Annotated in this window: 8 protein-coding genes and 1 pseudogene; 2 read left to right on the forward strand and 7 right to left on the reverse strand. The window is 70.0% G+C overall.

Annotated features, from left to right (window positions below; translation table 11 throughout):
• Window positions 1-152: 152 nt before the first annotated feature.
• From ACZ67T_RS33150 to ACZ67T_RS33170, 5 genes and pseudogenes are all read right to left on the reverse strand, one after another.
• Window positions 153-497 carry a hypothetical protein gene (locus ACZ67T_RS33150; protein WP_469988929.1) on the reverse strand — a complete coding sequence of 115 codons (345 nt, stop codon included), beginning with the start codon at window positions 495-497 and terminating at the stop codon, window positions 153-155.
• Between the two features lie 99 nt (window positions 498-596).
• Complete coding sequence (locus ACZ67T_RS33155) at window positions 597-3,251, reverse strand: SpoIIE family protein phosphatase (protein ID WP_469989109.1); 2,655 nt, start codon at window positions 3,249-3,251, stop codon at window positions 597-599.
• Between the two features lie 363 nt (window positions 3,252-3,614).
• Window positions 3,615-4,142: pseudogene (locus ACZ67T_RS33160) on the reverse strand (integrase); the annotation flags it as partial.
• Window positions 4,139-6,265, reverse strand: coding sequence for an ATP-binding SpoIIE family protein phosphatase (locus ACZ67T_RS33165; RefSeq protein WP_469988931.1), 2,127 nt, complete (start codon window positions 6,263-6,265; stop codon window positions 4,139-4,141). The pseudogene ACZ67T_RS33160 and the gene ACZ67T_RS33165, both read right to left, overlap by 4 nt.
• A gap of 766 nt (window positions 6,266-7,031) precedes the next feature.
• A complete protein-coding gene (locus ACZ67T_RS33170; RefSeq protein WP_469988933.1) occupies window positions 7,032-8,450 on the reverse strand; it encodes an amino acid permease in 1,419 nt (472 codons plus the stop codon).
• A gap of 162 nt (window positions 8,451-8,612) precedes the next feature.
• On the opposite strand from ACZ67T_RS33170, the gene ACZ67T_RS33175 reads away from it, so the two are divergent.
• Both ACZ67T_RS33175 and ACZ67T_RS33180 read left to right on the forward strand, forming a co-directional pair.
• Window positions 8,613-9,749 (forward strand): C45 family autoproteolytic acyltransferase/hydolase, encoded by a 1,137-nt coding sequence (locus ACZ67T_RS33175; protein ID WP_469988935.1) that lies wholly within the window; start codon window positions 8,613-8,615, stop codon window positions 9,747-9,749.
• 252 nt (window positions 9,750-10,001) lie between these two features.
• Complete coding sequence (locus ACZ67T_RS33180) at window positions 10,002-10,898, forward strand: MurR/RpiR family transcriptional regulator (RefSeq protein WP_469988937.1); 897 nt, start codon at window positions 10,002-10,004, stop codon at window positions 10,896-10,898.
• Window positions 10,899-11,113: 215 nt separating this feature from the next.
• On the opposite strand, the gene ACZ67T_RS33185 is transcribed toward ACZ67T_RS33180, so the two are convergent.
• Together ACZ67T_RS33185 and ACZ67T_RS33190 are read right to left on the reverse strand one after the other, a co-directional pair.
• On the reverse strand, window positions 11,114-12,358 hold the full coding sequence (locus ACZ67T_RS33185) for a pyridoxal phosphate-dependent aminotransferase (protein WP_469989111.1): 1,245 nt from the start codon (window positions 12,356-12,358) through the stop codon (window positions 11,114-11,116).
• Window positions 12,359-12,604: 246 nt separating this feature from the next.
• A complete protein-coding gene (locus ACZ67T_RS33190; protein ID WP_469988938.1) occupies window positions 12,605-14,179 on the reverse strand; it encodes a glycoside hydrolase family 32 protein in 1,575 nt (524 codons plus the stop codon).
• Window positions 14,180-14,279 lie beyond the last annotated feature (100 nt).

Below are 14,279 nucleotides of genomic sequence, written 5' to 3' on the forward strand. Positions count from 1 at the left end.
GGGCAAGGGAAAGGGGCGCCGGACACGGGTCGCGGCGCCCCTGGGGCAGCGGAAGACGCGTCAGCGGACGACGGACGCGGGCGTTTCCGCACAGCGGGGCACACGGCGGGACGCCTGATGAGGCGGCCGGTCGATGAGGAGCCACTCGCTGTTCACGGTGTCCATGGAAGCCGGGGGAGACCTCCCGTACAAGGTCCGGCCCCACTCCCTGACGACCCTTTGACGTGCTGGGACGCCTTCTTGACGCGGGCCGTCCACCCGAGCCCCGGCACCGCCGGGATCAGCAGGTCGATGGCCCAGTACCCGTGGCCCGTCCCTGTCGTGCACGGCAACCAGGAGCGGCGTGCCCCGGAGGCCGCGACCGATTCGGCGAACCAACGCGCCTCGGCGGGGATCTGGCCCTCGTACATCTGCACCCACTCGATCACCTGCTGAGCAGTGCCCTCGCGGATCGCGCACAGCGCGCCGCTGTCCCAGCGCAGATCGACACCGCTCATGCAGGTCTGCGCGGTGAACCTCACCCACCGTGCTCAGCTCAACTCGCCCTCGGTGGGAGCCCGTAGCCCGTACCGGTACTGGTCGCGCCAGTCGCCCGCTCATTCGTCCCATTGGCCGAGGAGGATGTCGGCCAGGTCGGTGCCGGGTTCTGCGGCTCCGTCGTGCAGGGCTTGTTCTGCCCAGATGATCTTGCCGTGGGCGGTGTACCGGGTGCCCCAGCGCCCAGCCAACTGGGCGATCAGGAACAGCCCTCGGCCGCCTTCGTCGGTGGCCGCCGCCCGGCGCAGATGCGGCGAGGTGCTGGAGTCGTCGGCGACCTCGCAGATCAGATTGCTGCTGTCGTACAGCAGGCGCAGTCGTATGGGCTGGGCGCCGTACCGGATGGCGTTCGTGACCAGCTCGCTGACGATCAGTTCGAAGGTGAACGCCAGCTGGTCCAGGCCCCAGGTCTCCAGCTGATGGGTGACACCGGCGCGGACGCGCGAGACGGCCTCTGGATCGGAGGGTATGTCCCAGTCGGCGACTTGGTCGGGGTTCAGCAGCCGGGTGCGGGCGATGAGCAGGACGACGTCGTCGCGGGGGCGCTCGGGCAGCAGTGCGTCGATGACTGCCTGGCAGGTCTGTTCCAGGGTGCGGTCGTGAGGGGACAGGGCGCCCCGCAGGAGGTCCAGGCCGGTGTCCAGATCGCGGTCGTGGTCCTCGAGCAGCCCGTCGGTGAACAGGGCCAGTCGGCTGCCCTCGGGCAGCCGCAGTGCGGCGGTTTCGAACGGGAGAGCGCCACCGAGGCCGAGGGGTGGTGCGACGGGGGTGTCGGGGAAGGTGACGGTGCCGTCGGGCTGGACCAGGGCGGGACCGAAGTGGCCGGCGCGCGCGATGGTGCACATACCCGAGACCGGGTCGTAGATCGCGTACAGGCAGGTGGCACCGGTGATCTGCTGCCCCTTCTCCTCGGCGGCCTCGTCGGCGTCGATTCGGGCGACCAGCTCGTCCAGGTGGGCCAGCAGTTCGTCAGGGGCCATGTCCAGGGCGGAGAAGTTGTGCACGGCGGTGCGCAGGCGGCCCATGGTGGCCACCGCGTGCACTCCGTGACCGACGACGTCGCCGACGACCAGGGCCACCCGGGCGCCGGGCAGCGGGATGACGTCGAACCAATCCCCGCCCACCCCCGCCTGCGCGGGCAGATAGCGATGGGAGACCTCCAGGGCGCTCAGATCCGGCAGCCTCCGCGGCAGCAGGCTGCGCTGCAGAGCGACGGCCATGGTGCGCTCGCGGGTGTAGCGACGGGCGTTGTCGATGGCCACCGCCGCCCGGGCGGCCAGCTCCTCGGCAAAGGAACGGTCCTCCTCCCCGAAGGCCTCGAGGGTCTCGGCGCGCCAGAAGTCGGCCACCCCCAGGACCATGCCGCGGGCCCGCAGCGGCACGCTGATCAGCGAGTGGGCGCCATAGTCCAGGATCTGCCGGGCCTGTTCGGGATGCTGGGTCCGCCAACGGTCCGCCGTGCGCAAGTCGGCCTCGAGGACTGCCTGGCCGCTCGCCACGTCCGACGCCATCGGAGCGATGAGCGCGAGTGTGATGAGTTCGCCCACCGGGTGGAACGGCGAGTTCTGCCGGACGCCACTGACGGCTGCGCGCCGCATGGCGGTGCTCCCCTCGGGGGGCTCGTCGCCCCGCAGAACCGGCTCCAGCAGCTCGACGGTGACGACGTCGGCGAAGCGCGGGACCGCCACCTCGGCGAGCTCCTGGGCGGTGCGCGCCACATCCAGTGTGGTGCCTATCCGCACGCCCGCGTCGTAGAGCAGTTTCAAACGCTCCCGCGCCGCCTCCGCCTTGCCCGCAAGCGCCCGCAGCTCGGTGGTGTCCCGCAGTGTTACCGCGCTCCCGGCGATCCCTCCGTAGGGGCCGGTCGGCCGCACATTCACCGCCAGCAGACGGTCGCCCGCCAGATGCACTTCATCGGTCGCCCCTCGCCCGGAGACCAGCAATTCGGCCATCGGCGACTCCAGACCGAGGGCCGTGACATGGTGCCCCTCCGCGTCCGCGGGCAGGTCGAGCAGTCGCCGTGCCTCGTCGTTGGCCAGCAGCAGCTGCCCGTCGCCACCGATGATCAGCACGCCCTCCCGCACCGAGTGCAGTACCGCGTCGTTGTGCTCGTACATGCGTGTGATCTCGGCCGGGCCGAGGCCGCGGGTCTGACGCAGCAGCCGTCGACTGAGAACCGCCGCTCCGCCCGTGGTGACGGCCACCGCGCCGGCCGCAGCGCCCACCACGGCCGGCAACTGCTCTGTGACCCTGTTGCCGACATGCTCGAGCGTGATCCCGGCGCCGACCGCGCCGACCACCGACCCAGACGGATCTTTGACGGGGATGAAGACCCGAACCTGAGGGCCGAGAGAGCCAACGCCTTGCTCGCGTACGGTTCGGCCGGCCAACAAAGGAGCCATGTCGGTAGCGGTGTGGCGGCCGGGGCGACCCGTACGGGAGGAAAGGGCGTAGTAGATCCCGTCCCGGTTCACAACGCCCAGAAAGTCCACGCCGGAGCCCTTCCAGGCATCCTCGACCCGTGGCTTCAGCACTGCGGTGGGGTCGGGCGATTTCAGGGCTTCCAGGAGCCCCGGAGAGCTGGCAAAGCCCTGCGCGACAGCGAGTGATTGATTGCCGGCCGCGTGGGTGCTCTCGCGCTGGGCCGTCACTGTGAGCATCACGACGGCTCCGACGGCAAGTAGCAGCACGACCGCCACTTGCAGCACGAACATCTGGCCGACGACGCTGCGGACACTCAGCACCGAAGGCGGCCCCTTCCGCCGGCTGCTGGTGCCACTGCCCGTGATTCGAGCGTCCGGGGCAGAACCGGGGCGGATGCGGAATCCGCGCATACGTCAATTGTGCGCTTGCCTTCAATTTCCTGGAGTGCTCGCATGCGCACGGTCACAGACCGATGCAGGAAGTGAGATACGGGAGCGGGGCCCGGGTGGTACGGCAGTGTGTGCCTTGCCTGCCTTCCACTGGTGTCCGCGGTGACCGACTCGGTTGACCGGCGGGAGGGAGGTCTGCTGCAGCAGCTCACGAAGCGGCTTCTGGAGTCGGCTCGGACGCCGGTCTGTGCGACCTCGATACCTTTCCCGGTCCCGGATCGTGAACTTCACCTTGGTGCCCGGGCCCTGAAGGTCCATGACCGCGGCTCGGGCGAGTTGCGTCCCCCTGGCCGCGTTCGGGTGCGCGTTCGCGCCGAGGATTCGCACGCGCCGGGTGGCGTGCTCGATCACCGCGAGGACGTACAGGGGCGTTCCGGCCAGGGGCATGGTCTGGAAGAAGTTGCGGCGAGCATTGCCTGTGCTTGAGAACGCAGGAATGCCGCTGAGGTCGTGCTCTTACGCTCGGGCGCGGGGGCGATGCCGTGTTCTTTGGCGATGTTCCACACAGTGGAGGCGGCCATCTTGATGCCGAGAGCGGCGAGTTCGCCGGGGATGCTCCGGTACCTCCAGATCGAGTTCTCCCTTGCGAGCCGGAGCACCAAGACGCGGAGAACGCACGGTCCGCGGTCGACCGGGATGCTTGGGGCGTGAGGCCATGGCGTGGCGGCGGCGCAGCACGTCGCGGTGCCAACACAGCAGCGTGTCGGGGGAGACGCACCGACCTGGTGTCAGTCGGTCACCCCTGGGGCCGACCCAGACAGGGCCTGTTCGGCCCAGATGGTCTTGCCGCGGTGGCCGGGGCGGGCGCCCCAGCGGTCGGTGAGTTGCGCCGTGATGTACAGGCCGCGTCCGCCCTCGTCGGTGTCCAGGGCACGGCGCAGGTGCGGGGCCGTGCTGCTGTCGTCGGTGACCTCGCAGGTCAGTGCCCGGTCGCGGATGAGTCTCAGTTCGATGGGGCCGTCGGCATACCGCACGGCGTTGGTGACGAGCTCGCTGACGATCAGTGAGGTGGTGTCCTCCAGCTCGGCCAGGCCCCACCGCCCGAGCTGGGCGGCGGTGAGTTTCCGGGCCTCGGCGACGATTTCGGGGGTGTTGGCCAGCGACCAGGAGGCGGTGTGTCCGGAGTCGAGTGCGCGGGTGCGGGCCAGCAGGAGGAGGGCGTCCTGCTGAGGGTGTCCCGCGGACACCGCGTCGAAGATCGATTCGCACGTCTTCTGGAGCGACTGCGAGGGTGTCGCGGAACGGAGGGCGTGGCGGACGGGTTCCAGTGGCAGGTGGGCGTGTTCCTGGCCGGCCGGGAGCATGGCGGCGTTGTGGACGATCAGGATGCTGCCTTCCGGGAGCGTGTGCTCCGCGACGGCGTACTCGGCGAGCCCCTGGCCCAGGGGCGGACCTTCGGGTGTGTCGGCGAGTACCTTCACGTCGCCGTCGGGGCGGAGGACCGCCGGTGGCGGATGTCCGGCGCGGGCCACCGTGCAACGACGGGTCGCGGGATCGTAGATCGCGTACAGGCAGCTGACGTTCCGGACCCGCGCGTCGAAATCCGGGTGGGGAGCGTCCCGCGGTTCCCGCGTCGGCCTGCTCGCCAGGTCGTGCAGCCGCCGCAGTAGCTCGTCCGGCGGCAGGTCCAGGTCGGACAGAGCGGTGATCACGGCGCGGAGCTCTGACATCGCCGCGACGGCCGCGATGCTGTGGTCGGCGGTGTCGCCCGCGGCCAGTGCGACGCGGGCTCCGGACAGCGGGATCACATCGGCCCAACTGGTGCCCGCCCCGGCAGGCAGGGAGTTCTGCGCCGTCTCCACAGCGGTGTACGCCCGGGGCTCGGACGGCCGCTGACCTCGTTGGAGGAACCCCGCGACCGAGCGTTCACGGCCGTAGAGGCGGGCGTTGTCCAGGCGCAGAGCGGTGTCGGCGGCCAGCTGCCGTGCGAGCGACAGGTCCTGCTCGTCGAACGGGGTCGTGTTGCGCCATCGGTAGAAGCAGGCGAGCCCGAGCACCAGCCCGCGGGCGCACATCGGCACCACCATCATCGAGTGGGCCTGCGCCGAGAGCAGGCGAGCGTCGCGGTCGCACGCCGGATCGAGCCATTTCGCCTCGTCCTCCAGACGGCGGACCAACTGCGGCTCCAGATTCGACAAGGCGTCGCGGAACGGGCTGCCGGAGGAGTAGGCGCTCACTTCACCGACCCGGGGGACTCCGTGCCGGACGCCGGCGGCGCTGGAGCGGAATCCCGCCCGTCGCAGAGTGAAATTCCCTGACGCCGTTTCGAGAGTCGGGGCCTGGCCGTGCAGCACGGAGTCCAGCACGTCCACGGCCACCGTGTCGGCCAGCTCCGGCACGGTCACCTTGCACAGTTCCGTCGCGGTGCGGAAGACGTCCAAGCTGGTCCCGACCGAGGCGCGGGCTCGGTTCAGGAGCCGCAGCCGTTCTTCGGCCCTGGTCCGCTCGGTGATGTCGCTGACGGCGCTGGCCAGACCGAGCACGGTTCCGTCGGCGCCCTGGAGGCGGAAACAGTCCGCGGAGACCACGTGCTCGACCGACGGGTCCATGGGGTTGCGCACGCCGTACCGCACATCGAGCACGGGCTTCCCGGTTTCGAGCACGCTGCGGGCCAGGCTCTCAAGGTGCTGGGGGCGCTCGACGCCGAAGGCGCGCAGCACATCCAGCAGCGGCCGGCCGAGCATCCGCTCGAGGGGGAATTGCCTGATGAACCGTGCGGCGGAATTGACCCGCACCAGCCGCAGTTCCGTGTCCATGACCTGCAGGCCGATCGGCGACTGTGAGAACAACGCCGCCAGCACGGCGTCGTCCAGGCGCGGCCCCGTGAGGCCGGATGGGTGTTGCGGAGTGCTCACGAGGTAAGCCTGCTCTCCGTACGGATGCCGGAATCCGTCTCGATCACCACGAGCAAACCATCCTGTGCAGGTCAACCGCCACCGGCGTCGACCGTCAGGATGAGCCCCAGCCAGACCGCGAGCCGCGAGTCGGGCACGGCGTCCTGCGCGAGGGCGAGTGCTCCACTGCTGAGAGGACCGCCGGTTCCGTCGGGACGCGATCGTTCATGGCATCGCGCATGACGGCCCGACCGTGGTCATGGCCTCACCCGAGTGGCCCATCGCAGCGCGTGTGCGAGTGCGTCCGCACCTGGTGTCGGAAGCAGGGCCTGTCCGAGGGAGGTGCCCGGCGATGTCGCCCGAGCTCGCGCCCGAAGAATCGGCGCGGTGCGACGGAGGCCGCGGAGTGTGGCAGCAACGACATGAAGGCCGGGCTTTCGACGGGTACCAGTACGCCTGGCCGCTGGTCCCGTACTTCGCGGCTCACCGTTTCAGGTCTGTGGCCGGCGGCTTTGTGTGCTTTCGATCCCGAGTGGTTCGAGGAGGTCGAGTTGGACACCACGGGTGATCTGGGTGGAGGGCGGTCGAACCTGCTGCGGGTCCGCGGGGTGAGTTCGCCGAGGTGGTAGAGGTTCACGCGACCAGTGGGTCGCACTCGCACCTGGTGGTTGTCCGGGTCGAGGCCGACCATGGTCTGCTCCGGCCCGAGGGCCCGTCTGACCCGGAGTTCGATCAGGCAGGCCCTCGGGCCGGAGCATGCAGGGCCTTGATGAGGGGATCGGTGCGGTCAGCCGAGGCTGTGTGAGGGAATCGGTTCGGGATCAGCAGCGGCCCCGCGCCGGGTCCGCTGGTGGATCAGTCCGGCGATTACGGCGACGGCTGTGACGGCGAGCGTCAGGATGAGAGATCGCCTGCTGTCGGGGGTGATGGCCATGCCCGCCATGATCGTCAGGAGTACGGCCAGGACGAGCAGGCTCAGCCAGGGGTGGGCCCACATACGGACGGTCAGGGTCTCTGGCCGCTCCCGCACCAGCCGGGCCCGCCCGCGCAGTTGGGTCACCGTGATGCACACGTAGACCACGACGGCGACGGCGCCGGAGGAGTCCAGCAGGAACTGGTAGACGGCCGTGGTCGGCAGGAAGAAGTTGGCGACCACGGTGAGCAGACCGGCGCTGGAGGCGGCCAGCACCGCGGCCGCGGGGACGCCCTGCCGGGTCGTACGGGCGAACAGCCGTGGCGCCTCACCCCGTTCGGCCAGGGAGTGCAGCATCCGGGAGGAGGAGTAAATCCCGGAGTTCAGGCAGGACAGGACGGCGGTGATGACGATGAAGCTCATCACGGTGCCGGCGAAGGGAACACCGAGGTGGCTGAGGACCGCGACGTAGGGGCTCTCGGTGACGGCGGTGGAGTTCGACGGCAGCAGGGTCACCACGAGGGCGATCGAGCCGACGTAGAAGAGCAGGATCCGCCAGACCACGGTGTTGATACCGCGCCGCACGGCGTGCACGGGGTCCTTGGCCTCGCCGGCGGCGATGGTGACCACTTCGGTGCCGAAGAAGGAGAAGAAGACCACCAGCGACGCCTGCAGCACCGAGAGCCAGCCGTTCGGCGCGAAGCCGCCGTGGCCGGTCAGGTTGGCGGTGCCCGGGGCGTCGGTGCCGGGGGCCGCTCCCAGTACCGCGGCGAGCCCGACGAACAGGAAGGCGACGATCGCGGCGACCTTGATCATGGCGAACCAGAACTCGAACGCGCCGAAGGACTCGACACGGGCGAAGTTGACGGCTATCAGAGCGACCATCAGTACCAGCGCGGCCAGCCAGGTGGGTACGGCGGGCAGCAGAGAGTGGGTGATGGCGGCGCCGGCGATGGCCTCGAAGCCGACGGTGATGCACCACTGGTAGGCGTAGAGCCACCCGACCGACAGCCCTGCCCAGGAGCCGAGTTCGCGGCTGGCGTAGCTGGAGAACGAGCCGGTCTCGGGTTGGGCGACGGCCATCTCGGCCAGCATCCGCATGACCAGTACGACCACGACACCGACGGCGGCGTAGGCCAACAGGACGGCGGGGCCCGCCTGATGGATGGCGCTGCCGCTTCCGACGAAGAGCCCGGCACCGATAACACCGCCTATCGCGATCATCGACATCTGCCGGTTGCCCAGCGCACCGCGCAGCTGGGCCGGGCCGTTTCCGTGGACAGAAGATTTCACAGGCGATTCCTGACCGTGACAGGAGCGGGGGAGGGGACGATCGCAGTCATGCAACCTAAGTTGCATCATGTAGTAACCTTGCAATTGGAGTTACGTCAAGGGGTTGTGGCAGTGAGCGGCCGGTGGGAAACCTGACCGGTCATGTCGTCCAGGAGGTCGTGAATGGGTGCTCAAGTCCGTGAGCAGGAGCTCGCCGGGCTGCGCTGGCTGGTCGTCTCCGGGGAACGCGACGACGCCTTCCGCACTCTCGGCCAGGTGGCCCGTGCCGACGTCCACGCGGTTCAGGAAGCCATGCCCGAGCGCCACGCGCTGCGCAGCTGGGCCGCCACCGAACGCGGCCGGATGCGGGTCGAGCGACTGCTCGACGCCACCCGCACGGCGTGCGGCCCCCAGCTCGGCGAACTTCACTCCCTGGCAGCCGGCGCCGGCGCCGACTTCGAGGACCTGCTCCTGGCCAACTTCCGCGGCGACCTGGGCGCCGACGACGGCACCGGCTGCACGGACCTGGGCTGGCACGGCACAAACTCCTACGTCGCGCACAACGAGGACGGGGCACCCGCCCTCGACGGCCACCTCATGCTGCTCACCCTGCTCGTCGAGGGCGATACGCCGGTGACGGTCCAGTGGTATCCGGGCTTCCTGCCCGCCAACACGTTCACGGCCACCGGCCACGGACTGGTCTGGGGCATCAACCACGTCCAGGTGGCGCGCCCGGCCGAAGCCCCGGGACGGCACTTCGTCGCCCGCGCCATGCAGCAGGCGCCCACCCTGGACGCCGCAGTGGACCATCTGCGCCGTCGGCCCAGCGCCGGCGGCTTCGCCTACACGATCGGCGACCGGGCCGACGGGCGAGTGGTCGTGGTGGAGAGCGCCGCGGGGCGGACCGCCGTCGTGGAGGCGGACACGGATCACCCGCTGCACTGGCACACCAACCACCTGCGCCATCTGCCCGATCCGCCGGACGCGCCCACGGCGGTCCCAGCGGCGGACGACGGCGCGCGAGCGGCCCGCAGCCTGGGCCAGTACGAGGAGAGCGTCGCGCGGGGCCGGTTCCTCACCGGCCTGCAGCTTCCGGCCGACGACCCCGACGCGCGGTGGTTCCTCGACATCCTCACCTCGGCTCCGCTGCCCAACGGCGTGCACCGCACGGCCGCGGGTACCGACCCGCTGATGACGCTCTGCTCGGTGGCCGCCGACCTCACCGATGACCGGATCACGGTGCGCGGAACGGCCGGCAAGACCGCCGCCCTGCTGCTGTCCGACTTCGCCCGCGGGGAAGCCGGCGCCGTCAGCTCATAGCCGCCGGCCACACCAGGGTCGGTCCGTAGCCCGCGGGCCACACCAGGGCCGGTCCACAGCCCGCGGGTTACGCCATGGCCGGTAGGTAACCCGCGAGCTACGCCATGGCCGGTGTGCAGCTCCGCCTGCTACACCTGGGCGGGCGCGCAACCGCCTGGCCGCACCGCGTCTGGTCCGCTACCGCCTGGTCGCACCACGGCCGGTCCGCGGCCTCTGGCCGCACCACGGCCTTTTCGAGAGAGAATTCGCTCCATGGCCACAGCACCGCGGCGCCCTCCGCAGACCTACGACGAGCTCGTCGCCGAACTTCAGGACCCCGAAGCGGCACTGACCCGCTCCCAACGGCTCCTGGCCGAGCGCGTCATGGCTGACCCGGAAGGCGTGGCGTTCATGACCATCTCGGAGCTGGCGTCGGCCGTCGGCGTCAATGAGGCCACCGTGGTGCGGTTCGCCGGCAGCCTCGGCCTCGACGGCTACCCGGGACTGATCAGGCTCTGCCGTGAACGGCTGCGCGAGCAGGCCCAGTTGCTCCGCCGCTACGACAACCTGGAGCAGCTGAGCGCCGACAGCGGGACCCTGCTGGAGCGTACGGTCGCGCTGGACCGGGCCAACATCGCCCGTACCTTCGCGCGGATCGACCCCGAGACCTGGGATGCCGCGGTCCAGGCGCTGGCCGAGGCCCCCCGTGTGCATGTCATGGGCCTGCGCAAGTGCCACGCGCCGGCCTATCTGCTCGGATACCTGCTGCAGATGCTGCGCGAGGAGGTCGAGACCGTCACGCTGGGCGCGGGCACGCTCACCGATGACCTGCGCCGGGTGCGGGAGGGCGACTGCTTCGTCGCCTTCTCGGTCCGCCGGTACAGCGCGCAGACCGTCCGGGCCGCGGCCTGGGCCCACTCCCGTGGTGCACGCTGCGTGGCGCTGACCGACAACCCGTCCTCACCGCTGGTGGCCTCGGCCGAGCAGGTCTTCTACGTCGACGCCTCGGGCCCCTCTGTACTGCGGTCGTTGACCGCGTTCACCTCGCTGGTGCAGGCGCTCGCCGCCGGCGTCGCCCAGCAGCGCGGCCACGAGGTGCGCTCGACGCTCCTGCAGGAGGAGGAGCTCCTTGAGGAGTTCGGCGTCTACACCAGCGACTCGCAGCCCTGATCCACGGGATCACGGCAGCGAGGCTCAACCTTGATCCACGGGATCACGGCAGTGAAGCGCAGCCCTGATCCACGGGTTCACGCTGGTGGCGAGCAGCTCGACGCAGACCCACGCCTGACACTGCAGACGGCCGCCGGGTCCACCGCACGACGCTGTGCGGTGGACCCGGCGGCCGTCGCGCGACAGACCGAAGTCTCGGCGGCCTGCCATGTACTTCAGCCTTGAGCGGTCAGCGTGCCGAGTGCGGTGCGCAGGTGGCCGAGGGACGCCGCGATCCACGGCAGTGCGAGCGGGTCGTCGCTGCGCAGCGCCTCCCAGCGCTCGGTCTCGGACTCCCCGTACAGCAGGCTGGTCGCCACCCGGGCCCGCAGTGCGCTCGCGACGTCTCCGAAGGCCTCACCGGCCAGCACCCCGACGCCGTGCTCTTCCAGCAGGGTCGCGGCCAGCGCCGCGCCGGTGTCGATACCCCGGCCGGCGAGGACCGGGCGCACCGGTTCGAAGTCGGGGTAGAGATAGAAGCCCGCCTCGGGGCGCCGGCAGACCGCTCCGGCCGCCGTGAACTCGGCGTGCACCGCCGTGGCGACGGTCGCGTGGAGCCGGCGGGCGGCGTGGATGTGCGCCAGCACTTCGGGCGGGTCCTGCAGGATGTACGTCGCGGCGGCCTGCATCGGCGCGGCCAGGCTGGACCACACCTCGCTGGCCACCCCGATGAGGTCCTGCATCAGACGGTCCCCCCAGGGTCCCGACGGCACACGGGCGAACCCGATGCGCCAACCGCCCAGGGCCATGGACTTGCTCAACCCGCTGGTGACGATGGTGCGTTCGGGCAGGTGAGCCAGCGCGCTGGGGGCCTTCCCGGAGTGACAGACCTCGGCATAGATCTCGTCTGAGATCACTGCCAGTCCGTGGCGGTCGGCGATAGCGCAGACCTCGCGGAGGTGCTCGTCGCGGGCGATCGTCCCGGTGGGGTTGTCCGGCACCGTCAGTACCAGGATCCCGGGGTTCGCACCGGCCGCGCGCGCGTCCCGAAGAGCCTGTTCCAGCAGGTCCGGGTCGGGAACGCCGCCCGCCTCTGCGGGGATGGGCACGCCGATGGTCTTCTTCCCCACCAGCGCGGTCTGAGCCGCGTAGCTGACCCACGCCGGGCACGGCAGCACGACGTCGCCGGGGAGAGCGGCGAGCAGCGCGAACAGCAGCGCCTTGCTGCCGGGCGCGAACAGCACCTGCTCCGCTCGAGTTTCCACACCCCGCCTGGCGAACCACCCGGCGGCGGCCTCACGGGCCTCCTGAGATCCGACGACAGCTCCGTACCCGTTGCGCCCGGCCGCCGCCGACAGTTCCGCCGCGACCGGGTCGGGCACCGGCAGCCCGGCCTCCCCGAATCCCAGGTGCAACACCTTCTCACCTGCCGCTCGGCGGGCCTGGAGGGTCTCATTGATGGCCAAGGTCGCCGAATGCATGGTCACGGCGCCCCACACTCCTCACACGGATCAGTATGACGACACAAGCAAATGCGCCTGCATCAGAAAGCATATATGCAAATTCATTTGCATGCACTGGAGGAGTGCTCACGGCGGTGCTAGCCAACGGGCTGCGGCGGGGCCGACGCGAGCTGTGCCTCAGGTGGTGGGGCGGTGGTGGGTGACGATGCGCGGGAGGCCTTGGGGCAAGGCCCCTCCGGTAGTTCACCCCCACCCCGTCCGGCCTCAGACGGTGAACTCCCGGATCACCGTGTTGCGGAACACCGCCACACCCCCGGTGGTGAACAGCGTGACTCCGGTGTCGACCAGGTACGGGAACGCCTCCATCGAGTGCACGTACCGACCGTCGTCGAAGAAGACCTCGACGGTCGTCCGGTCCACCAGCGCGCGCAGCCGCACCGACCGTGTAGTCGCGTCGAAGGGCGTGTGGCTCTCCTGGTACTTCCCGGAGGCGTCCGGGTTCGGCACGCCACGGCGGTTGACGAAGGCGAAGTCGTCGTAGACGCCCACGTCGATGTGCCGCCCGCCGTCGACGGACCTGCGCAGCTGGACACCCGCTCCGGTGAGCGCGCCGTCCCAGGTGATCTCGCAGGTCAGCTCGTACGAGATACCGGTGTAGGAGAGCGCGAGCTGCCCGTCGACCGTGAGATCGCCGAGGTCGACGTTCTTCGAGACGTGGTCGTCGAGCGCGGTGACCGGGCTGGTTGCGAGAAACAGCGTGCCGGACGCGTCCTTGCGCAGGGTCACCTCGCGGACGATCGAGTCGGTGCCGTTGAAGCCGTCGGAGTCGATGGTGGGTGTCGTGTTGGGGTAGTCCCAGTTGTTCATCCAGCCGATCGCGTACCGCATGGCGGGGTCGAGCGTGCCGTCTGCGCGATGCTTGTCGAAGGTGACGGCGCCGTAGAAGTCGAAACCGTGGTCGAGCCACTGAGGGTCGGCGTCGTCCGGCGTGAAGGTGGTGCCGTCGAAGGAACCGGTCCAGTACGCATACGTGTTGGGCAGGCCGGCCGCCTTGCCGTTGGCACTCACGCCGAGCACCCAGGTGGCCGCGCCGTCGGCGCCGGTGAGGTGGAACAGGTCCGGGCACTCCAGCGTGCCGAGGCCGTCGTGAGTGAAGCCGCTCGCGTACGTCCAGGACTTGAGGTCGTCGGAGTGGTAGATGCCGACCTTGGTCTTCTCGGCCAGAGCCATCACCCAGCGGCCGCGCTCCTCGTCACGGATCACCTTCGGGTCGCGGAAGTCCTTGACGCCGGGGTTGGGGAGGACCGGATCGGTGCCGTGAGGAGTGAAGGTGCGGCCGCCGTCGGTGGAGTAATAGAGGTACTGCGCCTGGGTGTTGGCGGTGCTGTCCGGCTCCATGGTGACGACGACGATGACGGCGCCGGCACCGAACCCCGCCGTGTTGTCGGTGTCGATCACCGCACACCCCGACCACACATCCCCGTTCGGGGTCGTGTCCTTGGGTACGGCCACACCTCGGTCGCGGAACGACACCAGATCGTGGCTGGTGGCCAGGCGCCAGGTGGTCCCGGCCTCCGTCCCGCCCGTGAGGTAGTCCGGGTTGTAGAGGTAGTAGTAGTGGTACTCGCCGTCGATCCAGATCGGCCGCTGCGGGTCGTTCTTCCACTGGTCGGGGACCGTGAAGTGGTACGTGTCGCGGTAGCCGGCGCCCGTCGGCTTGCTCTTGCGCGCTTCTGGGGCGGTGGCCTGCGCGGGCGCGGCGGCCGGCAGCAGCGCCGCACTGGAGCCGAGGGTGATGGCCGTGCGGAAAAGGGTCCTGCGGTTCATCGGGGGCGTCATCGGTCCTGGTTCTCCCAGCTTCACTGACGGGCGGGGGGGTGACGAGGACTGTAGACCTAACTCGTTAAAGGTTGGAAGGGTCCGAGTCCACTTTCCTGAC

It is taken from the genome of Streptomyces sp. NPDC107517 (assembly GCF_055582645.1).

What these genes read in the sequence shown, in the direction of transcription:
- ACZ67T_RS33150 (WP_469988929.1), bottom strand. Translation starts at nt 497, where the DNA reads ATGAGCGGTGTCGATCTGCGCTGGGACAGCGGCGCGCTGTGCGCGATC.
- ACZ67T_RS33155 (WP_469989109.1), bottom strand. Translation starts at nt 3,251, where the DNA reads ATGTTCGTGCTGCAAGTGGCGGTCGTGCTGCTACTTGCCGTCGGAGCC.
- ACZ67T_RS33175 (WP_469988935.1), top strand. Translation starts at nt 8,613, where the DNA reads ATGGGTGCTCAAGTCCGTGAGCAGGAGCTCGCCGGGCTGCGCTGGCTG.
- ACZ67T_RS33180 (WP_469988937.1), top strand. Translation starts at nt 10,002, where the DNA reads ATGGCCACAGCACCGCGGCGCCCTCCGCAGACCTACGACGAGCTCGTC.
- ACZ67T_RS33185 (WP_469989111.1), bottom strand. Translation starts at nt 12,358, where the DNA reads ATGCATTCGGCGACCTTGGCCATCAATGAGACCCTCCAGGCCCGCCGA.
- ACZ67T_RS33190 (WP_469988938.1), bottom strand. Translation starts at nt 14,179, where the DNA reads ATGACGCCCCCGATGAACCGCAGGACCCTTTTCCGCACGGCCATCACC.